Source organism: Enterobacter sp. RHBSTW-00901 (assembly GCF_014103115.1).
Taxonomy (GTDB): Bacteria; Pseudomonadota; Gammaproteobacteria; order Enterobacterales; family Enterobacteriaceae; genus Enterobacter; species Enterobacter cloacae_P.
On the sequence record NZ_JABXPB010000001.1, the window covers coordinates 143,200 to 165,088 of the forward strand.

Annotated in this window: 22 protein-coding genes; 8 read left to right on the forward strand and 14 right to left on the reverse strand. The window is 55.5% G+C overall.

The window, feature by feature from the left end:
* Positions 1–27 precede the first annotated feature (27 nt).
* Both HV318_RS00820 and gapA read right to left on the reverse strand, forming a co-directional pair.
* Positions 28–912 carry a D-hexose-6-phosphate mutarotase gene (locus HV318_RS00820; protein ID WP_182271118.1) on the reverse strand — a complete coding sequence of 295 codons (885 nt, stop codon included), beginning with the start codon at positions 910–912 and terminating at the stop codon, positions 28–30.
* Between the two features lie 73 nt (positions 913–985).
* On the reverse strand, positions 986–1,981 hold the full coding sequence (gapA, locus tag HV318_RS00825) for a glyceraldehyde-3-phosphate dehydrogenase (protein WP_023311257.1): 996 nt from the start codon (positions 1,979–1,981) through the stop codon (positions 986–988).
* A 340-nt stretch (positions 1,982–2,321) separates the two neighbouring features.
* Here gapA and msrB point away from each other — a divergent pair, with 340 nt between their 5' ends.
* Entirely contained in the window at positions 2,322–2,735 is a 414-nt protein-coding gene (gene msrB, locus HV318_RS00830) for a peptide-methionine (R)-S-oxide reductase MsrB (RefSeq protein WP_182271119.1), read from the forward strand.
* Positions 2,736–2,776: 41 nt separating this feature from the next.
* Positions 2,777–3,049, forward strand: coding sequence for a YeaC family protein (locus HV318_RS00835; RefSeq protein WP_182271120.1), 273 nt, complete (start codon positions 2,777–2,779; stop codon positions 3,047–3,049).
* 52 nt (positions 3,050–3,101) lie between these two features.
* On the opposite strand, the gene chiD is transcribed toward HV318_RS00835, so the two are convergent.
* The 4 genes from chiD to sppA form a co-directional block, all read right to left on the reverse strand.
* Complete coding sequence (chiD, locus tag HV318_RS00840) at positions 3,102–4,355, reverse strand: chitinase ChiD (RefSeq protein WP_182271121.1); 1,254 nt, start codon at positions 4,353–4,355, stop codon at positions 3,102–3,104.
* 177 nt (positions 4,356–4,532) lie between these two features.
* The gene (gene pncA / locus HV318_RS00845; RefSeq protein WP_182271122.1) at positions 4,533–5,174 is read right to left on the reverse strand and encodes a bifunctional nicotinamidase/pyrazinamidase; all 642 of its coding nucleotides are present in this window, start codon (positions 5,172–5,174) and stop codon (positions 4,533–4,535) included.
* Between the two features lie 9 nt (positions 5,175–5,183).
* Positions 5,184–6,200 (reverse strand): asparaginase, encoded by a 1,017-nt coding sequence (gene ansA / locus HV318_RS00850; RefSeq protein WP_182271123.1) that lies wholly within the window; start codon positions 6,198–6,200, stop codon positions 5,184–5,186.
* A gap of 62 nt (positions 6,201–6,262) precedes the next feature.
* A complete protein-coding gene (sppA, locus tag HV318_RS00855) occupies positions 6,263–8,119 on the reverse strand; it encodes a signal peptide peptidase SppA (protein WP_182271124.1) in 1,857 nt (618 codons plus the stop codon).
* A 167-nt stretch (positions 8,120–8,286) separates the two neighbouring features.
* On the opposite strand from sppA, the gene HV318_RS00860 reads away from it, so the two are divergent.
* The 3 genes from HV318_RS00860 to topB all read left to right on the forward strand — a co-directional run bounded on the left by HV318_RS00860 (position 8,287) and on the right by topB (position 11,910).
* The gene (locus HV318_RS00860; RefSeq protein WP_182271125.1) at positions 8,287–8,838 is read left to right on the forward strand and encodes an NAD(P)H nitroreductase; all 552 of its coding nucleotides are present in this window, start codon (positions 8,287–8,289) and stop codon (positions 8,836–8,838) included.
* 116 nt (positions 8,839–8,954) lie between these two features.
* On the forward strand, positions 8,955–9,998 hold the full coding sequence (gene selD / locus HV318_RS00865) for a selenide, water dikinase SelD (protein WP_182271126.1): 1,044 nt from the start codon (positions 8,955–8,957) through the stop codon (positions 9,996–9,998).
* Between the two features lie 4 nt (positions 9,999–10,002).
* Positions 10,003–11,910, forward strand: coding sequence for a DNA topoisomerase III (topB, locus tag HV318_RS00870; protein ID WP_182274497.1), 1,908 nt, complete (start codon positions 10,003–10,005; stop codon positions 11,908–11,910).
* A 114-nt stretch (positions 11,911–12,024) separates the two neighbouring features.
* On the opposite strand, the gene gdhA is transcribed toward topB, so the two are convergent.
* Positions 12,025–13,368, reverse strand: a complete 1,344-nt coding sequence (gene gdhA / locus HV318_RS00875) for an NADP-specific glutamate dehydrogenase (protein WP_182271127.1) — start codon at positions 13,366–13,368, stop codon at positions 12,025–12,027.
* Between the two features lie 228 nt (positions 13,369–13,596).
* Here gdhA and HV318_RS00880 point away from each other — a divergent pair, with 228 nt between their 5' ends.
* Positions 13,597–13,869: a YnjH family protein gene (locus HV318_RS00880; RefSeq protein WP_182271128.1), complete on the forward strand. Its 273-nt coding sequence runs from the start codon at positions 13,597–13,599 to the stop codon at positions 13,867–13,869.
* Here the strand turns inward: HV318_RS00880 and HV318_RS00885 are convergent.
* Positions 13,835–14,245 (reverse strand): pyrimidine (deoxy)nucleoside triphosphate diphosphatase, encoded by a 411-nt coding sequence (locus HV318_RS00885; RefSeq protein WP_269475507.1) that lies wholly within the window; start codon positions 14,243–14,245, stop codon positions 13,835–13,837. The genes HV318_RS00880 and HV318_RS00885 overlap by 35 nt on opposite strands.
* Positions 14,246–14,320: 75 nt before the next feature.
* Here HV318_RS00885 and HV318_RS00890 point away from each other — a divergent pair, with 75 nt between their 5' ends.
* Both HV318_RS00890 and HV318_RS00895 read left to right on the forward strand, forming a co-directional pair.
* Positions 14,321–14,890, forward strand: a complete 570-nt coding sequence (locus HV318_RS00890) for a carboxymuconolactone decarboxylase family protein (protein WP_182271129.1) — start codon at positions 14,321–14,323, stop codon at positions 14,888–14,890.
* Complete coding sequence (locus HV318_RS00895) at positions 14,883–15,503, forward strand: CDP-alcohol phosphatidyltransferase family protein (RefSeq protein ID WP_182271130.1); 621 nt, start codon at positions 14,883–14,885, stop codon at positions 15,501–15,503. Before HV318_RS00890 ends, HV318_RS00895 begins: the two co-directional genes overlap by 8 nt.
* On the opposite strand, the gene HV318_RS00900 is transcribed toward HV318_RS00895, so the two are convergent.
* From HV318_RS00900 to xthA, 6 genes are all read right to left on the reverse strand, one after another.
* Positions 15,497–16,804: a sulfurtransferase gene (locus HV318_RS00900; RefSeq protein WP_182271131.1), complete on the reverse strand. Its 1,308-nt coding sequence runs from the start codon at positions 16,802–16,804 to the stop codon at positions 15,497–15,499. The genes HV318_RS00895 and HV318_RS00900 overlap by 7 nt on opposite strands.
* A gap of 73 nt (positions 16,805–16,877) precedes the next feature.
* Positions 16,878–17,498, reverse strand: a complete 621-nt coding sequence (locus HV318_RS00905) for an ABC transporter ATP-binding protein (protein ID WP_182271132.1) — start codon at positions 17,496–17,498, stop codon at positions 16,878–16,880.
* On the reverse strand, positions 17,498–19,033 hold the full coding sequence (locus HV318_RS00910) for an ABC transporter permease family protein (RefSeq protein WP_182271133.1): 1,536 nt from the start codon (positions 19,031–19,033) through the stop codon (positions 17,498–17,500). The genes HV318_RS00905 and HV318_RS00910 overlap by 1 nt, the downstream gene beginning before the upstream one ends.
* Positions 19,006–20,166, reverse strand: a complete 1,161-nt coding sequence (locus tag HV318_RS00915; protein WP_182274499.1) for an ABC transporter substrate-binding protein — start codon at positions 20,164–20,166, stop codon at positions 19,006–19,008. The genes HV318_RS00910 and HV318_RS00915 overlap by 28 nt, the downstream gene beginning before the upstream one ends.
* Positions 20,167–20,181: 15 nt before the next feature.
* Complete coding sequence (locus HV318_RS00920) at positions 20,182–20,868, reverse strand: TVP38/TMEM64 family protein (protein WP_182271134.1); 687 nt, start codon at positions 20,866–20,868, stop codon at positions 20,182–20,184.
* 6 nt (positions 20,869–20,874) lie between these two features.
* The gene (xthA, locus tag HV318_RS00925; protein WP_182271135.1) at positions 20,875–21,681 is read right to left on the reverse strand and encodes an exodeoxyribonuclease III; all 807 of its coding nucleotides are present in this window, start codon (positions 21,679–21,681) and stop codon (positions 20,875–20,877) included.
* Positions 21,682–21,889: the final 208 nt, after the last annotated feature.

Consider the following 21,889-nt stretch of genomic DNA (forward strand, 5'->3'; position numbering starts at 1 on the left):
CACCCAAAACGGGAGAGGGAAATGCGATCAGCGTTTAACAATGCTAATCGTCTGTCCTAAGCGAGACGGCTTCTCAGCGCTCGCTTTCTGCGGTGTACTGACACACGCGGTTTCCACACAGACAAACGTCTTGTAACCGTCATCTGGGACGTCAGCCATGCTGATGGAGAGCGCAGGGCCAGGGTTCCAGCCCACCACGTTGCTGTGGTGATGGTGAACCACTTCGATACCACGGTTCAGGGCACTGTCGTGGATCACGCTGCACGCTTCCGGGTGCAGATAAACGCGGTCGGTGCGGTCAGGGAAGGTCTGTACGCCGTCGCTCAGTTTCCCTTCTTTTGCGTTATCCACTTTGTCGATAAAGGTATCACCAAGACCGCTCACTTTTACCGCGTTGATATCACCCACGTTGAAATAGGTGTGCAGGGCAGACGTGGTTTCAAACTCACCGTGCGCTTCCAGTTCAATTTCACAGGTCTTGCCCAGCTTGAAGCGGGCATACAGGGTGAAATCGTGCGGCCAGAGTTTACGGGTGTCATCATTGGCCTGAAGCTCGAAGGTCAGCACCACGTTGTGATCGTCTTCATTATGTGCTTTCAGCGTCCACTGCTGGTTACGGGCAAACCCGTGAGCAGGCAGACCCTGTTGTGCTGCCGGGCCGAACCACGGCCAGCAGATCGGTACACCACCGCGGATTGCTGCGCCTTTTTTGAAGGAGGTGGCATTACTCAACCACAGACCTTCCTTTTCACCTTCTGGTTTCCATGAGAGCAGGTGAGCGCCATTCAGGGCCACGGAGGCTTTTACGCGTGGATGGTCAACGACGACAATGTCGGCACCGTCAATCTGACGGAGGGAGAGCACAGGGGTAAGTTGTTCGACTACCGGAAGTGCAAAAATTTTATTAATCATTAAGCAATCCTCTGTCTTAGAAAATAAAAAAGGCGACCGAAGTCGCCTTTTTGGATCAGAATCTCATCTCAACTTATTTGGAGATGTGAGCGATCAGGTCCAGTACTTTGTTAGAGTAGCCGGTTTCGTTGTCGTACCAGGAAACCAGTTTAACGAAGTTGTCGTTCAGTGCGATACCAGCTTTAGCATCGAACACGGAAGTGCAGATTTCGCCGTTGAAATCGGTAGAAACAACGTCGTCTTCGGTGTAGCCCAGAACGCCTTTCATTGCGCCTTCGGAAGCAGCTTTGATTGCTTTCTTAATTTCTTCATAAGAAGCAGCTTTTTCCAGACGAACGGTCAGGTCAACAACGGATACGTTAGGAGTTGGAACGCGGAACGCCATACCAGTCAGTTTGCCATTCAGTTCTGGCAGTACTTTACCTACTGCTTTAGCAGCACCGGTAGAGGATGGGATGATGTTCTGAGCCGCGCCACGGCCGCCACGCCAGTCTTTGTGAGACGGGCCGTCAACGGTTTTCTGAGTAGCGGTGGTCGCGTGAACGGTAGTCATCAGACCTTCGATGATGCCGAAGTTGTCGTTGATAACTTTAGCCAGCGGTGCCAGGCAGTTGGTGGTGCAGGATGCGTTAGAAACGATGTCCTGGCCAGCGTAAGTTTCGAAGTTTGCACCACGAACGAACATTGGGGTGTTGTCTTTGGAAGGACCAGTCAGAACAACTTTCTTCGCACCCGCAGTGATGTGTTTACGTGCAGTTTCGTCGGTCAGGAAGATACCGGTTGCTTCAGCAACAACGTCAACACCGATTTCGTTCCATTTCAGGTTAGCTGGGTCTTTTTCAGCAGTAACGCGGATGGTTTTGCCGTTAACAACCAGGTGGCCGTCTTTCACTTCAACGGTGCCGTCGAAACGACCGTGAGTTGAGTCGTACTTCAGCATGTACGCCATGTATTCAGCGTCCAGGAGATCGTTGATACCAACGATTTCGATGTCAGAACGTTTCTGAGCAGCACGGAAAACAATACGGCCAATACGGCCAAAACCGTTGATACCTACTTTGATAGTCATATATTCCACCAGCTATTTGTTAGTGAATAAAAGGTTGCCTGTAAAATTACAAAAACCTTACGCAGCGTCAAGCGGAATCGTGTCAATCATTGCGACAAATCAATCCTGTGACTAACGTTTGTGCGACTGACTCGCCTCACTTTCCCTTTGAGCTAGCAACCACATGGGGGCTGCGCCCGGAATTTTAAAGGCCTCTCAGGATAAAAATGTGAAGCAGATCACAATTGCCTGACCGCCTTTTCGCGACACATAAGTTTAGAACAAAAGTGCACGCGGTGGTGTTAATGTTTTGTTAGAATCTGGGCGAAAGTTGTCTGTTTCTACTGCGAGATGTAAGTATATGTCGAACCAACGTAACCCCGACGATCTGAAAAAAAACCTCACAGAAATGCAGTTTTATGTGACGCAGAATCACGGTACTGAACCGCCATTTACCGGGCGTTTGCTGCACAATAAGCGAGACGGCGTCTATCACTGTCTGGTGTGTGATGCACCGCTGTTCAATTCGCAGACAAAGTATGATTCTGGCTGTGGCTGGCCGAGCTTTTATGAGCCGGTGAGCGATGACGCGATCCGCTATCTGAGTGACATGTCGCACGGTATGCAGCGCACTGAAATCCGCTGTGGTAACTGTGACGCGCATCTCGGGCATGTATTCCCGGATGGCCCACAGCCAACAGGGGAGCGTTTCTGCGTGAATTCAGCATCAATGAGCTTCACTGATGATGAAAATGGCGATCAGACCAAAGGCTGAAAAAACGATTCAGCAAATTATTCCTTTGAAAGGGAGAAATCATGAATATTGATGACATGGTTAGCGGTATGACACCGGAGATTTATCAGCGTCTGGTGACGGCGGTTGAACTGGGAAAATGGCCGGATGGCGTGGCACTCACCCCGGAGCAAAAAGAGAACAGCCTGCAACTGGTGATGCTGTGGCAGGCCCGTCACAACACGGATGCCCAGCACATGACTATCGACACTCAAGGTCAGATGGTGATGAAGAGTAAGCGCGAGCTAAAAGAAGATTTTGGTATTACGCCAAAGCCAATTGTGACCTTCAAATAGCGGTCGCGTGAGTAGGCCGGGTAAGCGCAGTCGCTACCCGGCACAATATGCTCTAGTGTTTAATCCCCAGCGATTCTGCCAGCTGTTTCGCTAGCTGGTTTTCGTCATCCGCGCCGTACTCCCAGAACATCGCCCCGGCGAGACCTTTCTCCTTGATATAGTCCGCTTTGATGGCAACGGAACGTGGGTTTTCGTAGGAAAGGGCAAACAACGCCTTACCGTCTGCGGAATTCACCGACAACCACGGCACTTTCGCCTGATCGTCCCAGTGTTCGGTAAAGCGCTTCTGCGGATCGTTCAGTAGCTTCTTCACGATATCGTTGTACTTCACGTAGGTATCTTTGGTCAGGTCATAGCCGAGTGATTTGAACAAACCTGTCTCCTGAGGGCCGAAGTAGGGCTGCGTCACTGGATTTTTTTGCGCATCCGGTTTCGACCAGTCAACCCCTGGCTCCACGGAGCGTTTCGGGACGCGGCCATAGAAACCGATCCCAAGGTTCATCTGCTGTGGCTTCAGCCCGGCGGCCAGGTAGTTGTTAACCACAAAGTCGACACTGTATTTATCGGCGGCGGCGACCGTTGGCCAGGCGCTGGAGTCATACAGGTTGGCGTTGAAGTACTGGGTACCGTAGGCCATGTCGTAGGTCATCAGGTTGATATAGTCGAGCAGCGGGGCGATCGCCTTTACATCCACCCAGCTTTTCGGACTTTCCGCATTTGCCCCCACCGCAATGGTGACCAGCTTTTTATGCCCGAATGCATCGCGCATCTCCTTCAGCAGTGCGGTGAAATTATCCCGATCGGCAGGCTGGCTTGCGACAAGCCCCCATGCGCCATTCACCGGATACTCCCAGTCGAGATCGATTCCGTCCAGGCCGTATTTATCGACGATCTCCTGCGCAGAGCGGATAAACACCGCGCGCGTCTCTTTGCTGGCCGCTGCACCGGAGAAACCACGTGCCCCCCAGCCACCAACGGAAAGCAGCACTTTGAGGTTCGGATTTTGTTTACGCAGGGCAGGGATTAACGCGAGGTCGGACGTGACTTTTGGCGATAGCCAGATTTGATGCAGTTTTGCCGGATCTTTCAGCGCGGCGTTGGTTTCGTCTTTCTCATTGTTATAGACCAGACCAAATGAGTAGTTCAGGTGGGTAATCTGGCGAACGTCGAGTTTATTGATGTCACCACCAGGCCCCGCAGTGACATCGCCACCTCCGTTAAAGTAGCCCACAGACATCATGGAGCTGGCGGAGGCAACTGACGCGCAAAGCAAGGGTAATGCTGCCAGCAATGGCAAACGTTTCATATAACTTCCTCTTTGACTTAATAAAATTAACCACGCCACGGAAAAGGCGTGGCCAAAAAAACAGCCAGAAAAGAATAGCATTGCCGCTTCGCTGGTGATGCGAGGGAGTTCACTTTATGGGAGATCGAGGGGGGAGGGTTTTACCGGGGCAGGCGTTGCTGCCCCCGGCGAAAAGGCTTACGGTTGTGTCTCCAGCCAGTCTTCCAGCGTATACAGTGTCGCACCCTCTGCGGCCATATCCATAAACGCCTGAGCACTGTCCTGGGGGTGAATATTCACACCACGGCAGCCGTCGGTGATGACATTTACGTTGTAACCAAGCTGAAGTGCATCCAGCACGGTGAATTTCACGCAATAGTCCGTTGCCAGCCCCAGCACAATCAGTTCGGTGATTTCGTGATGGCGTAACCACGCGTCCAGCGCCGTTTTTTGACGATGTCCGTTATCAAAAAACGCGCTGTAGCTGTCGATAGCCGGGTTTTCCCCCTTGTGAAACACCGCGTCAATGGCCTTCTGATTCAGCAGCGGATGCAGCTCTGCGCCTTCGGTCTGCTGTATGCAGTGATCGGGCCAGAAGGTTTGCGCCAGACCATCGAGCTCCCCCTGGCTGTAGGGTTTAACGCCGTGCTGGCTGGCAAAGCTACCGTGGCTGGCGGGGTGCCAGTCCTGGCTTGCCACAACGGCGTCACCACGCGTTTTACACCAGGCGATTAGCGAATTAGCCACATCAATGGTGCTATCGCCTTCCGCCACGGCCAGCGCGCCGCCTGCACAGAAATCATTTTGCAAATCGACCAGTAACAGAGCGCGTTGCTTCATGAGGTCTCCTTATTCGTCCGGGGTCAGTTCACCGCGCAGGTTTTGCATCATTGCGCTGCGAATGGACTGGATGTCCAGGTTCTGACTCAGTAAATAATGAAGTTTAGTCAGCGTTGCCTCGACGGTCATATCGAAGCCGCTGATAACACCCGCATGTGCCAGCGCGTTACCGGTGGCATAACCGCCCATATTAACCTTGCCCGACATACACTGGGTCAGGTTAACCACCACGATCCCACGTTCGCTTGCTTCCTGCAGCTCTTTCAGGAATTCACCGTTCTGCGGGGCATTGCCCACACCGTAGGAGCGCAGGATCAGCGCTTTTACCGGCTGGCGCAGGAAGTTACGTACGACATCGGCAGAGATCCCCGGGTAAATCGTCACGACACCAATTGGCTGCGGGGTGATCGGGTGAACAATCAGCTCGCCTGCACTGTTTGGTGCAGGAGGTGTGCCCAGACGACGAATATGGATCCCCGCTTCCAGCAGTGGCTGGAGGTTTGGCGAGGCAAAGGCGTCAAAACCATCGGCGTGGGCTTTGGTGGTACGGTTACCGCGATACAGACGATTGTTGAAGAACAGCGACACTTCGTTAATCGGGTAATTCGCGGCCACATACAGGGAGTTAAGCAGATTGATCTGCCCATCAGAGCGCAGCTCTGCCAGCGGAATTTGTGAGCCAGTCACGATGACGGGTTTACTCAGATTTTCCAGCATGAACGAGAGCGCTGAGGCGGTAAACGCCATCGTGTCGGTGCCGTGCAGGATAACGAAACCGTCGTACTGGTCATAATGGGCTTTAATATCATCCGCGATATGCTGCCAGTCTTCTGGCGTCATGTCGGAGGAGTCCATCAGCGGCTCATATTCGTGGATCGTAAAGTCAGGCATTTCCTGACGATGGAATTCAGGCATCAGCGCAAGCTGACGCTGCAGGTGGCCGGAGACAGGAATATAACCATTCTCAGAACGCTGCATACCGATGGTACCGCCGGTATACGCGACATAAATCGATTTCTTCTGCATGATAGTGAGTTCTTGTGCTTCAAAGAAAAAAATCCCCTCTTCACGGGAAGAGGGGACGGATTTTAACGGACGGAGCCGCAGGTCAGACAAAACGCGTAACGGTTTTGCGGGTCGTTAAACGCGGCGAGCTTGTCACTTTCCGCTTTTATCGCTTTTGCCGCCGTGGCGACAGGCGCAGGCAGATAGGCCTGCAGTGCCTCCGGCAACATGGCGCGAGCAGAGCCGGACATGCTGTCTATCACCAGGTCAAAGAACGACGGTTCATCCTGGTAATAGTCCACATGCCACTGCTTGAGTTTCGCCAGTTCGGCGGCTTTCTTCACCGCGTCATCAAAGTCACCCAGGCTGTCCACCAGACCGTTGTTCTTCGCATCCTGCCCGGTCCAGACGTGACCCTGAGCAATTTCATCGATCTGTTGCGGCGTTTTTTTACGGGAGTCCGCAACCAGCGTGATGAAGCGCTTATAGCCGTTCTCGATACTGAGCTGCATCATTTCCGACACTTCCGGTGGCAGAGATTTCGTCACAGAGATATCGGCCAGCGGTGAGGTGGAAACGCCATCGGTATGCACGCCCAGGTAATCAAGGCTGTTTTCCACGGTGTTGATCACCCCGAAGATACCAATCGAGCCGGTCAGGGTACTTGGGTTCGCCACAATGTAGTTTGCAGGGGTAGAGATCCAGTACCCCCCGGATGCAGCCATTCCGCCCATCGACACGACCACCGGCTTACCTGCGGCGCGCGCGGCGGCTAGCTCTGCACGGATCACCTCGGAGGCGCTGACGCTGCCACCAGGGCTGTTCACGCGCAGGACAATCGCTTTCACTTTCGGATCAAGGCGGGCATCACGGATTTGCGATGCGGTGGTATCACCGCCAACGTTCCCTGGTGTCTCCTGACCGTCCATGATGGCTCCATTAGCAATAACCACCGCGACGCTGTCACCACTGTTATCCGGTTTTTTCGTCGTGTAATCGTACATGCTGATGGCGCTGTAATTTTTATCCTCTTTGCTCCAGCCAAACTGTTTCGTCAGGGATTTCTCGATATCTGCACTCGAACCCAGCGCATCGACCAGTTTGTTATCGAGGGCATATTTCGCCGTATCACCGTCAACCTTGCGCAGGCCATCCAGCATGCCCTGTGCACCTGGGAAGACCTGTTCAGCGGTGATTTGACGGTTAGCAGCGACCGTGCCCAGATAGTTCTGCCACAGCTCACCAATCCAGCGGCTGTCTGCTTCACGGGCGGCAGGGGACATATCATCACGGATAAACGGTTCAACGGCGGATTTATAGGTACCGACGCGGAAAACGTGGGTGGTGACTTTCAGCTTGTCGAGCAGGGATTTATAGTAAAGCCCGTTCGTCGCAAAACCATGCAGATCGACTTCACCCTGTGGGGAAAGCCAGATTTTATTGGCAAAGCTGGCCAGATAATATTGACCCTGGCTGTAGCTATCACCTACCGCAATCACCGGTTTACCGCTGTCGCGGAATTCGCGCAGCGCTTTACCAATGTACTGCATTGAAGGCTGGTCACCCCCGGCAAAATTTTTCAGATCCAGCACGATACCCGTAATGTTACGGTCATCTTTTGCCTGACGAATGGTATCGACGATATCGAACAGGGAGTTTTCCTGCAGGCGGTCTGAGGTTGCACCAAACAGCTGGCGGCCAATCACCCCCAGACGATTGCTGGTGGACGGCTTATCGACGATGACCCCGGTAATATCGAGTAACAGAGCCCCGCGCGTCGAATGCTGCGCCTGGTTTGTGCTGCTGAGGTGCATCCAGAGACCTGCGCAAACCAGAACCAGGAAGATGAAAAACAAATTCATCACCAGTTCACGAACGAAGTTGAGCAACCGCCACGTCCATTTAAAGAAACCGGCAAAGATTCGCCAAAGGGTTCGCATGTATTCTCCCTAACCAGAAAATGACTGTTTCCGTCGCCACTGGACGGTAATGTGGGGTTATCGTAATGACCCAACCGTCACTTGTCAGCAGGAATCGCCTGCCGCGCTGTAACAAAATCTGCCGTCGTGTTAATTTTGTGAGCAAATTTCAAGACAGGAGTTAATTAATGGACGCTCTTACACTGCTTGTTAACCGCCGTAGCGCTTCACGTCTGGTCGATCCTGCACCTGCGGGCGAGCAGCTGGAAAACATTGTGCGTGCCGGTATGCGCGCACCGGATCATGGCACGCTTCAGCCGTGGCATTTCTTTATTATTGAAGGCGAAGGCCGCGATCGCTTCAGTCACTTGCTGGCGGAAGGTGCGGTTGCCGCGGGTCAGGATGAGAAGGGCATTGAGAAAGCCCGCAGCGCGCCATTTCGTGCGCCGATGATCATTGCTGTGGTGGCAAAGTGTCAGGCTGAACACAAAGTACCGGTCTGGGAACAGGAGATGTCCGCAGGCTGTGCGGTAATGGCGATGCAAATGGCCGCTGTTGCACAGGGCTTTAACGGTATCTGGCGTACAGGCGCGCTGACCGAAAGCCCGGTTGTTCGCGATGGCTTCTCTTGCGGTGAACACGACAAAATCGTCGGTTTCCTCTATCTTGGCACCCCTCAGCTTAAAGCCTCCAGCACGATAAATGTGCCGGATATTACCCCTTTCGTCAGCCGTTTCTGATAACGCGCGCTAAACTGTCTGGATTCTGAGCATCTGCCGCAGAATTCAGACAGTCATACTTACCTCTTTATGGAATGAGCGCTACCATAGCGCGATTGCAATGACAGGAGATGTCCATGAGCGAGCAAACCATTCGTTTAACGCAATACAGCCACGGAGCCGGTTGCGGTTGTAAAATTTCCCCGAAAGTGCTGGAAACCATCCTGCACAGTGAACAGGCGAAGTTTGTCGACCCGAACCTGCTTGTCGGTAATGAAACGCGTGACGATGCAGCGGTTTATGACTTAGGTAACGGCACCAGCATTATCAGTACCACTGACTTCTTTATGCCGATTGTCGACAACCCGTTTGATTTCGGGCGCATTGCGGCGACTAACGCCATCAGCGATATTTTCGCGATGGGTGGCAAGCCAATCATGGCGATTGCCATTCTGGGCTGGCCGATCAACACCATTCCACCGGAAATTGCCCGCGACGTGATTGAAGGCGGCCGCTTTGCCTGCCAGCAGGCGGGGATTGCACTGGCTGGTGGTCACTCTATCGATGCGCCGGAACCGATCTTCGGCCTGGCCGTGACGGGCATCGTGCCAACCGAGCGAGTGAAGCGTAACAGCACCGCCCAGGCAGGCTGCAAACTGTTCCTCACCAAGCCGCTGGGCATTGGTGTCCTCACCACCGCAGAAAAGAAATCGCTGCTCAAGCCAGAACACGTTGGTCTGGCGACAGAGGTGATGTGCCAGATGAACCTGGCCGGAGCCGCTTTCGCCAATATTGACGGCGTGAAGGCGATGACCGACGTGACTGGCTTTGGTCTGCTGGGCCACCTGAGCGAGGTATGTCAGGGGGCTGGCGTGCAGGCGCAGGTCTGGTATCAGGACGTGCCAAAACTGCCTGGTGTGGAAGAGTACATTACCCAGGGCGCGGTACCGGGTGGCACCCAGCGTAACTTTGCCAGCTATGGTCACCTGATGGGCGATATGCCGGAAGCGTGGCGCAACCTGCTTTGTGACCCGCAAACCTCCGGCGGTCTGCTGCTGGCAGTAACGCCAGAGTCAGAAGCAGAGGTTCAGGCGACTGCCGCTGAATTCGGCATCACCCTGACGGCCATCGGTGAGCTGGTAACCGCACGCGGTGGTCGCCCGATGATTGAGATCCGTTAATTCGATGCGGTTGTTTATTGCCGAAAAGCCAAGCCTGGCCCGTGCTATCGCCGATGTACTGCCTAAACCGCATCGCAAGGGTGACGGCTTTATCGAATGCGGTAACGGGCAGGTGGTCACCTGGTGTATTGGTCACCTGCTTGAGCAGGCACAGCCGGATGTCTATGACAGCCGCTATGCCCGCTGGAACCTGAACGATTTGCCCATCGTGCCGGAAAAGTGGCGCTTGCAGCCCCGGCCCTCCGTCACCAAACAGCTCAACGTCATTAAGCGCTTCCTGCATGAGGCGTCGGAAGTCATCCACGCGGGTGACCCGGACAGAGAAGGGCAGTTGTTGGTTGATGAAGTGCTGGATTATCTGGAACTGGCACCTGAAAAGCGCCAGCAGGTTCAGCGCTGTCTGATTAACGACCTCAATCCGCAGGCCGTCGAGCGCGCAATTTCCCGCCTGCGCGCCAACAGCGAGTTTATCCCGCTGTGCGTCTCCGCGCTGGCGCGTGCCAGGGCTGACTGGCTGTACGGCATCAACATGACCCGTGCCTACACTATTCTGGGGCGCAATGCGGGGTATCAGGGTGTGCTCTCCGTTGGGCGCGTACAGACCCCGGTACTGGGGCTGGTGGTGCGTCGTGACGAAGAGATTGAGAATTTCGTCGCCAAAGATTTCTTCGAAGTTAAAGCGCATATCGTCACGCTAAAAGGCGAACGCTTTACCGCCGTCTGGCAGCCGAGCGATGCCTGTGAATCGTACCAGGATGAAGAGGGGCGACTGCTGCACCGCCCGCTGGCGGAGCACGTGGTCAACCGGATCACCGGCCAGCCCGCTATTGTCACCAGCTATAACGATAAACGGGAATCAGAACCCGCACCGCTGCCGTTTTCCCTTTCCGCGTTGCAGATTGAGGCCGCCAAACGCTTTGGTCTGAGTGCGCAGAACGTGCTGGACATTTGCCAGAAGCTCTATGAAACCCATAAGCTGATTACCTATCCGCGTTCGGATAGCCGTTATCTGCCGGAAGAGCATTTTGCCGGACGCCACGCGGTAATGAACGCCATCGGCGTACACGCGCCGGATCTGCTGCCGCAGCCTGCCGTAAACCCTGACACCCATAACCGCTGCTGGGACGATAAAAAGGTGGATGCCCACCATGCCATCATCCCGACGGCGCGCACCAGCAACGTCAACCTGACCGAGAACGAATCAAAGGTTTACAACCTCGTTGCCCGTCAGTATCTGATGCAGTTCTGCCCCGATGCAGTGTTCCGCAAGTGTGTCATTGAGCTGGAAATCGCTAAGGGCAAGTTTGTCGCCAAAGCACGTTTCCTCGCAGAAGCGGGCTGGCGCACACTGCTTGGCAACAAAGAGCGTGACGAAGAGAACGACGGTACACCGTTGCCGGTGGTTGCCAAAGATGACGAACTGCTGTGTGAAAAAGGTGAAGTGGTGGAGCGTCAGACCCAGCCGCCGCGCCATTTCACCGATGCGACGCTGCTCTCGGCCATGACCGGGATCGCCCGTTTTGTGCAGGATAAAGATCTGAAGAAGATCCTGCGTGCAACGGACGGGCTGGGCACCGAAGCGACGCGTGCGGGGATCATCGAATTACTGTTTAAGCGCGGTTTTCTGGAGAAAAAAGGGCGCTATATCCACTCGACGGAGCCGGGCCGGGCATTAATTCACTCGCTGCCAGAACTGGCCGCAAGGCCGGACATGACGGCGCACTGGGAATCGGTGCTGACGCAAATCAGTGAAAAACAGTGCCGCTATCAGGACTTTATGCAGCCGCTGGTGGGAACGTTGTATGAGCTGATTAACCAGGCGCGCAGTACGCCGGTGAAGCAGTTCAGAGGGATGGTTGCACCGGGTGGCGGTGCGAAGAAACCGTTCAAAAAGAAAAAGAGCGCGGCCTGATCCGCCCGGTTTTCTCCCTCTCCCTCAAGGGAGAGGGAGATTCTGTGCCAACCTGTAATTTGTGGGGAACCCTCAGCCCTGTGGGTGAGGGCACCCGGCCGCACGGCCATTACTCTAAATCACCCCTTGCCCAATCATGGCATCTGCCACCTTCACGAACCCGGCGATATTCGCACCGAGTACATAGTTGGTCTGCGACGCTTCACCGCCATACTCCACGCAGGAATGGTGAATATCCAGCATGATATGGTGCAGGCGTGCATCCACTTTCTCCGCCTTCCAGCCAAGACGCGCGGCGTTTTGCGCCATCTCCAGCCCCGATGTTGCCACGCCGCCTGCATTTGCCGCTTTACCCGGTGCAAATAGCACGCCTGCTTCCAGGAACAGATCGGTTGCTTCAATGGTCGTCGGCATGTTTGCGCCTTCCGCCACCGCCTTCACGCCGTTGGCAATAAGGGTTCGGGCAGCGTCCACGTTCAGTTCGTTCTGGGTGGCGCACGGCAGGGCGATATCTACCGGTACCGACCACGGCTGTTTGCCTTCCAGATAAGTCAGCCCGAACTCGCGGGCATAATCTGCGACGCGACCATCCCGGCTGGCTTTGATTTCGCACAGACGTGCCAGTTTCTCCACCGTAAAGCCTGCTTCGTCCACTACCGTGCCGCTGGAGTCAGAGGCGGTGACCACGCGCGCGCCAAACTGCATCGCTTTCTCAATGGCGTATTGCGCCACATTGCCGGAACCTGACACCGCCACGCGCATTCCTTCGAAACCTAATCCGTGACGTTTGAGCATGGCTTCAGTGAAATAAACCAGACCATAACCCGTCGCTTCCGGGCGAATCAGGCTCCCGCCGAAGGAAAGCCCTTTGCCAGTAAAGACGCAGGCGCTGTTGTTGGAGAGTTTTTTCATCATCCCGGCCATAAAGCCCACTTCACGACCGCCAACGCCGATATCCCCTGCAGGGACATCGGTGTCCGGCCCGAGGTGGCGATACAGTTCGGTGACCAGCGCCTGGCAGAAGCGCATGACTTCGCCTTCACTTTTCCCTTTCGGATCGAAGTCGCTGCCGCCTTTACCGCCGCCCATTGGCAGGGTAGTGAGCGCATTTTTAAACGTCTGCTCAAAACCGAGGAATTTCAGGATCGACAGGTTCACGGAAGGGTGAAAACGCATACCGCCCTTAAACGGACCAATGGCGGAGTTAAACTGCACGCGCCACGCGCGGTTTACCTGTACCTGGTTGCTATCGTCTACCCATGCCACGCGGAACTGGATCACGCGTTCAGGCTCAACCAGGCGCTCAAGGAGTGACATTTGACGATAACGCGGGTTTTCTTCAAGAAAAGGCCACAGGGTGGTCATGACTTCACGAACGGCCTGCGCAAACTCGCTTTGATGCGGATCGCGCTGTTGAACGTGAGTAAGGAAACTTTCCAGAGAGCGTGTCTGATCCATAGATATAAGAACCTCTTATAATTATGTTGGGATGTTGTTTATGCGATTTGTGTTGTTTTTTTGACTATACCACCCGTACTGCTTTGTGAAGCAAGCAAAAATGTGTGCCGAAAGGGAAATTCATCTCACGGCTTGTGTCATAACAAAAAGCGATGACGAGATAAATTAAAGGTTCCGCCCCGGTTTACCGTTATATTCATTATCAGGAGACAACAGGAAGATAACTCTATGAACCGTTACGTGATGACCGCGTTATGTTTGATGTTTACTGCAGGCGCTCAGGCTGACCGCATTCGACCGGGTGTGGAAGTGAATGTGCCGCCGGAGGTGTTTAGCTCCGGCGGGCAAAATACACAGCCCTGCAACCAGTGCTGTATTTATCAGGATCAGAACTATTCGGAAGGTGCCGTGGTAAAAGCGGACGGCGTCTTGTTACAGTGCCAGCGCGATGAACATGCCATTAGCACTAATCCGCTGGTCTGGCGTCGCGTAAAAGAATAAACGCTTCCAGCAGCGGAATATCCGCCGGGGCTAAGTCGTAGGTAAACGCCTCTTCGGGCGTACACCACACCAGCGCACGGTGGTAGTGCGCCGTCAGCTCTCCGCTAAACGTGGGTACGAGCCAGGCGTGCAGATGAATAAGCCGCTGCGACACTTCCCGCTGGTGGCTTGCGACGTAGCGCTCAGGCCGGGCGCAGATGCCCAGCTCCTCCTGTAGCTCGCGTCTGAGCGCGTCGGGCTGAGTTTCTCCCGCTTCGACTTTTCCACCCGGAAATTCCCACATACCGGGTTGATCGGCATGCTCAGGGCGCTGTGCCAGTAAAATTTTGTCGTCTTTTTCGATGATTGCCGCAACGACATCGAGTGTTTTCAGCATGGTCGTCAATAAGTGATAATGAAAAACAACATAGTATCTTGCCCTTTCCAGGAGTCCAGTCATCAGGAGAAGCAAGTGAAAGAGACATCCACCTGGGTAGCCCCCCTTAAAACCCTCCCGGCCAGTTTAAAGCCGATTGCCGTTATGCAGAAAAAACACTTTGGTGCAGTGCTTAATCCCACGCGCTGGTGGGGACGTATGCCGCGTCTTTTCTGGCTGGTGGCGCTGTTCGTTGGTTTCCTGGAGCGGCGTAATGCGCGCCTCACGCCGGTGCTACGCTCGCTGCTGATGACCCGGGTATCGCAGATTTGTCACTGTGCATTCTGTATTGATGCCAACAGCTTGCGCCTTGCCGAGCGCTCAGGGGCGCTGGATAAGGTGCAGGCCGTCAGTGGCTGGCGTGATTCCGGGTTATTCAGTGAGGAGGAGCGGGCTGCGCTGGCGTATGCCGAGGCCGTCACCGCCACACCGCCACAGGTGGATGCAACGGTCAAAATGGAGATTAAGCGCCATTTCACCGATGAAGCCATTACCGAAATGACGGCGTTGATTGCGTTTCAGAACCTTTCCGCCCGCTTTAATGCCGCTCTGGACATTCCTGCTCAGGGGTTGTGCGCCACGTTTAATGAGAAACCACATGCTTGACCGACATCTGCATCCGCGCGTGAAACCCATGCTTAACCGGCTGGCAGCCTTACTGGACAAACCCGCGATTTCACCCGATAAACTCACGCTCACCGGGTTTATCATCGGCGTGCTGGCGCTGCCGTTTCTGGCGCTTGGCTGGTATCCGGCTGCGCTGGCGGCCATTGTGTTGAACCGTGTGCTGGATGGTCTGGACGGTGCGCTGGCGCGACGCAGAGGGTTAACGGACGCCGGAGGATTTCTTGATATCGCGCTCGATTTTCTGTTCTATGCCCTGGTGCCGTTTGGTTTTGCTCTGGCCGCTCCTGCGGAGAATGCGCTGGCCGCCGCCTGGCTGTTGTGCGCGTTTATCGGTACCGGCAGCAGCTTTCTGGCCTTTGCCGCGCTGGCCGCGAAGCACAATATTGATAACCCGGGCTATGCGCACAAGTCGTTTTATTACATCGGCGGGTTAACGGAGGGGACGGAGACGATCGCGCTGTTTGTGTTGTGCTGTCTGTTTCCGGCACACTTCACGCTGTTTGCGTGGCTATTTGGCGCGTTGTGCTGGCTGACCACCACAACGCGCATCTGGAGCGGTTATGTGACGCTGAAGTCACTTACCCGTCAGTGAGAACTGTCTGGCCCGCGTTCACCGGTGGAGACCGGGTTTTGCGGGTGACTGCTCCATTCGTACCAGCCACCGTCATAGACGGCGACGTTTTTCCAGCCCATTGCACGCGCGTACATAAAGGTTTCTGACGCACGCCAGCCGGTACCACAGTAGAACGCAACGTGCTGCTCCGGCAGAATGTTCCACGTTTTCCACATGGCGGCAATATCGTCGGCACTGCGCATGGTGCCATCCGGGTTATGGAAATCTTCCATGTGGGTGGCATCGCTGCCCGCGTGACCCCAGCGGGCACCGGCAATCTCTCCTTTTGGCTTGATGTAGCTATAGCCGCTGGTTTCACCAATGAATTCCGGCCATGAGCGGATGCTGACCAGTGAGGCATCCTGGCGATGCAGCATCCCACGAGCCTGTTCCATATCCACCATCAACTGCGGCTGTCCAGGGATCGGCGCACCAAAATCAGGGGCGGGTTTCACGTTTCCTGGCGTGCCGCGTTCAACCGGCAGGCTTGCGTCTGACCATGCTTTCCAGCCGCCATCGAGAATGCGGACATCTTTCACTCCGGCGTAGAGCATGATCTGCGCCACACGGGCGGCGGCATAGACGTCACGACCATACAAAATGACGGTGGTGTCATGACGGATACCGTGCTTCGCCAGCATCGCTTTCAGCTTGTCGTCGGAGACTTTATTCCACAGCGGCTCGCTTTCTACTTCATTGGTATCGATATAGTCTGCGCCGGGAATGTGGTTCAGCAGGTAGAACTTTGGTGCCCCCCAGGCGGCTTCAATGACTTTCCAGTCGCCAGCCGGAGCGGCATTCACCGGTTTACCTTGCTGTAACTGATGGAGCCACTGCGGGTAGACGAGTTGCTCAAAGTGCGGCAGGCGCTGTAAACGCGCAGGGGTTTGCAGCGCATCGCTGAGAACCGAAACGTGGGCATACCCGGCTTTTTCCAGACGTGATTTAACGGCCTGATTATCGGCTTCGCTGCCGTAGAGGGCGATCGTCATTGCAGGTGTAAGCTGATGCTGCTTTGCCCAGGCGCTAATCTGGTCATCGCTCATTGCGGCAAGCCATGAGGCGGAAAGGTTGAGCGCGGCTGGCTCATGCCCGGATGTCCCGTTGAGCGTTTGCGGCCAGCCGTTATAAAACGCACTGGCACGGGTGTCTATCGTCGCACCGTGCTGTTCCTGGAGTTGAGCCAGCGTAAGGGAATGGGGCATATCAGCCGCCAGAGAGGAAAAAGAGGCGAGGCCGCAGAGCATGGCCAGCGCGGTCAGTTGAGAAACACGTTTCATCGAAAAACCTGACGTCAGTGAGTGAGGCGGGCATTGTCGTCTCTCCTGAGACAGAAAACATTGCGTTAGCACATTATTGCCAGCGAGAAAGCTCAATCATCTCTCCACCTGGCGGAATATCTTCGTCGTCATGGGTAACCAGCACCACCGGAACAGGGCGTGCGCGCACTGCCTCAAACACCCATTCCCGAAACGACGCGCGTAGCGCTTTATCCAGACGGCTGAAGGGTTCATCCAGCAATAACGCCTGCGGCTCTGCAAGCAGGGCGCGCAGCAGGCTTACCCGGGCGCGCTCCCCGCCGGAAAGCGTCGCAGGATCGCTGGCATAGTGGTTTGCCAGCCCGGCAGAGTATAACGCCTGTTCCACCGTTTCCCGGCGAAAGCGCCCGGCAATCTGCGGCGGGAGGGCGAGCATCAGGTTCTGCCCGACGCTGAAATGATCGAACAGCAGGGCGTCCTGAAAGAGAATACCTAAGCCGCGCTGTTCCACGGGGAGACCATCGCAGCGCCGATCGTCAATCCACAGTTCGCCATGCGCCTGAAAGTCGGCAGACAGCGCCCCGACCATCCAGGAAAAAAGGGTAGATTTTCCGCTGCCGGAAGGCCCCATCAGGGTCACAATTTCCCCGCGTGGCACACAAAAATTGACCTGCCGGAACAGCGGCTCAATGGTGAGATCTTTTACCTTCAGCATTAACGTAATCCTCGTCGGTAACGGCCCGCAAGCCGGGACAACAGCGCAGCAATGCCAAAAATGATACCCGTTACGAGCAATAGCCCCAGCGCACGCTGAGCCAGAACCGGGATGCTGCCCCCGCTACTGAGCGCCACGGTTTCGGTGTTCAGTGTGGCAAACCGCCCCGCACCCAGCCAGAGCGTGGGCATGTATTGCGCCATACTGACGGAAAATCCGGTTGCAAAGGCCAGCAGCGCCGGGCGTACCAGTAAGGGGCATTTCAGCAACCAGAAGATCTTCGCGCGCCGCCAGCCCAACGTTCTGGCGGTGAGGATCAGCCGGGGATCGAGCCTGCGCCATGCCGGTTGCAGTACCAGCAACATCCACGGTACAACCCACAGCAGGTGGCTCCAGAGTACGGCGGTGAAGTGCCCGTCAATGCCAAGCGTTAATGCGACAACATATTGCCCGGAGACTAGCGGCAGTGCAGGCAGTGCGAGCGGCAGCCAGACCCACTGCGCACCGCGCTGTGGCCCCCATTCGAGCCAGATAACGATCAGCGCAAGGGCCAGCAGGCTGGAGAGCAGACCAAACGCGAGGCTGGTGGCGATGAAGGAACGGGCGACATCCTCATGCCTTGCCAGGAAGAGCAGCACGATGGCACAGAGGATCCCACAACCCGGGAGCAGCCAGGACAGCGTCTTTTCAGGCACCACGAGGGCTGAACTGTGGCGGATCCCGGAAAGACCGGGTAGCGTACGCCGCCAGGCTTTCCAGACGCCATAACCCAGCGCCGCCAGCAGGGCCAGGAGTGTGAGCAAAACCAGACACAACAGCATACCTTTGGCCTGCTGCTGCGCATCTCCCTGGCTGAGCCACTGCCAGGCCAGCACCGCCAGCGTGGGGGGATTTCCCGGCCCGAGGATAATGGCCATATCCACAACAGAAAGCGACCAGGCGAGCACTGCCAGCATGACCGCACCCAGCGCAGGGGCGATGGTGGGAAGCACCAGCCAGCACAGCCTCTGAATGCGGCCGTAGCCCAGAGTCTGCAAAACCACATTTTGCTGTGCCAGCCGTGTTTCAGGCAATACGGCGTAAATCGCCCACAACACGAAAGCCCCCTCCTTGACGGCAAGCGTCAGCCCTAACCCGATACCGTAACGATCGAGCTGCGGTGAGCAGAATGTACAGACCTGATAAAACAGGCCGCCCTCCGCAAACGTCAGCAAGACGCTGGTGGCGAAAGCAACATGGGGAACGGCCAGTAACCAGGGCAAATGGCTGCACAGGCGACGCCAGCGTTCACCAGGCCATAGCGCGGTGATAAAAAACAGGGCGATAACGAGTGCGCCCAGAGTGGCAATTATCGCGGACACCAGCGTGGCGGCGAGCGCCTGGGGTAACTGCGGATCGTCAGCCAGCGACTGCCAGTTCGCCTGCGACAATGCCGGTGTTACCAGCATGGCTCCGGCGGGGAGTAGCGGTATATAAATGACCGCCATCGCCAGCCAGACGAGCACGCTTAGTGGGTGCCGTAACGACGAAACCATTCCTGCTCCAGCGCGTTAACCCAGGTGGCATGCGGTTCCGGCAGAACAACCGGTAAACCTTCCGGTGCATGTGTGCTAAGTTGCCTGGCCTCGACGGCGGGCAGCGTTTTGGGATCGAGTACGGTTGGGTCACCCCAGATGGCCGGATTGGCTTTGCGGATCTGCGCCTGCGGTGAAAGCAGGAAATTGGCGACCACTTTCGCACCTGCGCTCGCACTGGCATTGGCCGGAATGGCAACAAAATGGACGTTACCGATCATCCCGCCACGAAAACCGAAACTGTAGCTGTCGGCAGGCAACTCGCCGCTGACCACTTTTTGCTGCACATGTGCGGGGTTAAACGTCAGTGACAGATCCAGGTTTCCAGCGGCAAGCAGGGTATCCATGCGTGCAGGCGAAGGGGGGAAGTCTTTCCCTTCGCGCCACAGCAGCGGGTGCAGTTTGTCGAGGTAGTCCCAGAGTGGGGCTGTCACTTGCGCAAATGTGTTATCAGGTGCGCGTTTTAGCGCCTCAGGCTGGGTGGTGAGGTTCAGGAGTAACTGTTCCAGAAACGCAGTGCCGGTAAAATCCGGTGGGCGAGGGTAGCTCACTTTACCCGGATGTTGCTGCGCCCAGGCCAGCAAGGCCTGAGGATTATCCGGCGGCGTTGACATGCTTCCCTTGCGGGCGATAAAGGTGAGCTGAGCGCCGCCCCACGGAGATTCCGCGCCATCGGTCGCGATGGCAAAATCTTCCGTGACCGGTTTGTGGGTATCGACGTACCGCCAGTTCGGCAGGGTCTGTGCCCACTGGGTTTGCAACAGATTCGCCTCTTTCAGCGTGCGGAAATTTTCCCCGTTGACCCAAAGCAAGTCGACTGAACCGTCGTGGTTTCGTCCTGCATCATGCTCTGTCTGAATGCGTTTTACGGCATCGGCGGCATCGGCCAGGTGGACAATTTTGAGGTTTATGGCGTAGTGCGTTTTCATCTCGCCGCTGACCCAGTCCAGGTAGCGGTTTACCGCCTGATCGCCACCCCAGGCGTTAAACCAGACGGTCTGGCCTTTAGCTTGTTGTTGAATGGATTGCCAGCTGTCTGCTGCAAATGCAGGGGCAGCCAGCAGCAGACCTGTCAGAAACGCGCAAAAACGCACACGGCGCATAATGCCTCACTTTTTAAACGAAGAAAGGGTGCAATGAGAAAACAGCCACCGGGTGGCCAGGGGCAATAACCCCAGTAGTGTAAAGGCGAATACCAGACCTGGCGACAGAATATCGCGCAGCGATGTCAGTTTTCCCAGCTCTCGCCCGGCGTTAAGAAAAACAACCGTTGCGGGCAGCATGGCGAGCTGGCTCACCCACCAGTAGCGTCGCACGCTAATACGGGTAAGACCCATCAGCAGGTTCACCAGAAAAAAGGGAAACAGAGGCATCAGGCGCAGGGCGAAAAGGTAGCGCGCGCCGTCGCGAGACATTCCGGCATTGACCGTTTTCATCTGCGCAGCAAAGCGCTGTTGTACCCAGTCGCACAGCAGATAGCGGCTGGCGAGCATGGCAAGCGTCGCCCCCAGCGTAGAGGCAAACGAGACCAGCAGTGTCCCTTCCCACAGGCTGAAAAGGGCTCCTCCCAGCAGCGTCAGGATTGCTGCTCCGGGGATCGACAGTGCCGAAATCGCGACATACACCGCAAAATAGAGCAGGGCGCTTTGCAGTGGTGAATGTGCCACCTGTGCGAGCAACGTTTGCTGGTGTGTTTTGATGGCGTCCAGGGAGAGCATCTCTGGTGGAAGAAACACAAACGCCAGAATAAATGCGCCCAAAAGGGCGCACAGGAAGAGTAATTTTTGAATGTTCACACGGGGTTACAGTTTGAATTTCGCCCATACTGGCGCGTGGTCAGACGGTTTTTCCATGCTGCGGATATCGTAATCAATACCGGTTTCAATGCAGCGTTCTGCCAGCGGCGAGCTGGCCAGAAGCAGGTCTATACGCAGGCCACGGTTGTCATCAAAACCTTTTGAGCGGTAATCGAACCATGAGAAGCGATCCTGCGTTTCCGGGTTAGCCGTGCGGAAGGTGTCAACCAGACCCCAGCCCAGCAGACGCTGCATCCACTCGCGTTCTTCCGGCAGGAAAGAGCATTTACCGGTGCGCAGCCAGCGTTTACGGTTCTCTTCCCCAATACCAATATCCAGATCGCTCGGGCTGATATTCATGTCGCCCATGATCAGCACCGGGTTCTCTTTCTTCAGTTCGCTTGTCAGGTAATCCTGCAGATCCTGGTAAAACCTGGCTTTAGCCGGGAATTTGGTCTCATGGTCACGGCTCTCACCTTGTGGGAAATAGCCGTTGATCACCGTGATATTTCCGAGTGCAGAAGGCACTTCGGCCATGATGATGCGGCGCTGGGCTTCTTCGTCATCGCCCGGGAAACCGCGACGTACGGAAACCGGCGTTTCTTTAGTCAGCAGCGCCACACCGTAGTGGCCTTTCTGCCCGTGATAAAAGACGTTGTAGCCCAGTTTTGCCACCTCTTCGAGGGGGAACATATCGTCGTGAACTTTTGTCTCCTGCAGGCCGATCACATCTGGCTGATGTTGCTCAACAATCGCTTCAAGCTGGTGAGGGCGGGCACGCAGGCCGTTGATATTAAAAGAGACAAATTTCATAGTCGCTGCCAATGCAAGGTGAATAGTGCATGGATGGTAGCAGAATTTCTTTCATCTGTTACGGGGATTGACCAATAACTGCAACAGATAATGTCAACGGTGCAATATTTGCACCATTCTGACGCGTCTCGCCCTGTTACAGGGCGTAAATAGTCAATAAATTTCGCGAGCGATCACAATTCCAGAATTATATTTGGCCTGTGCATAC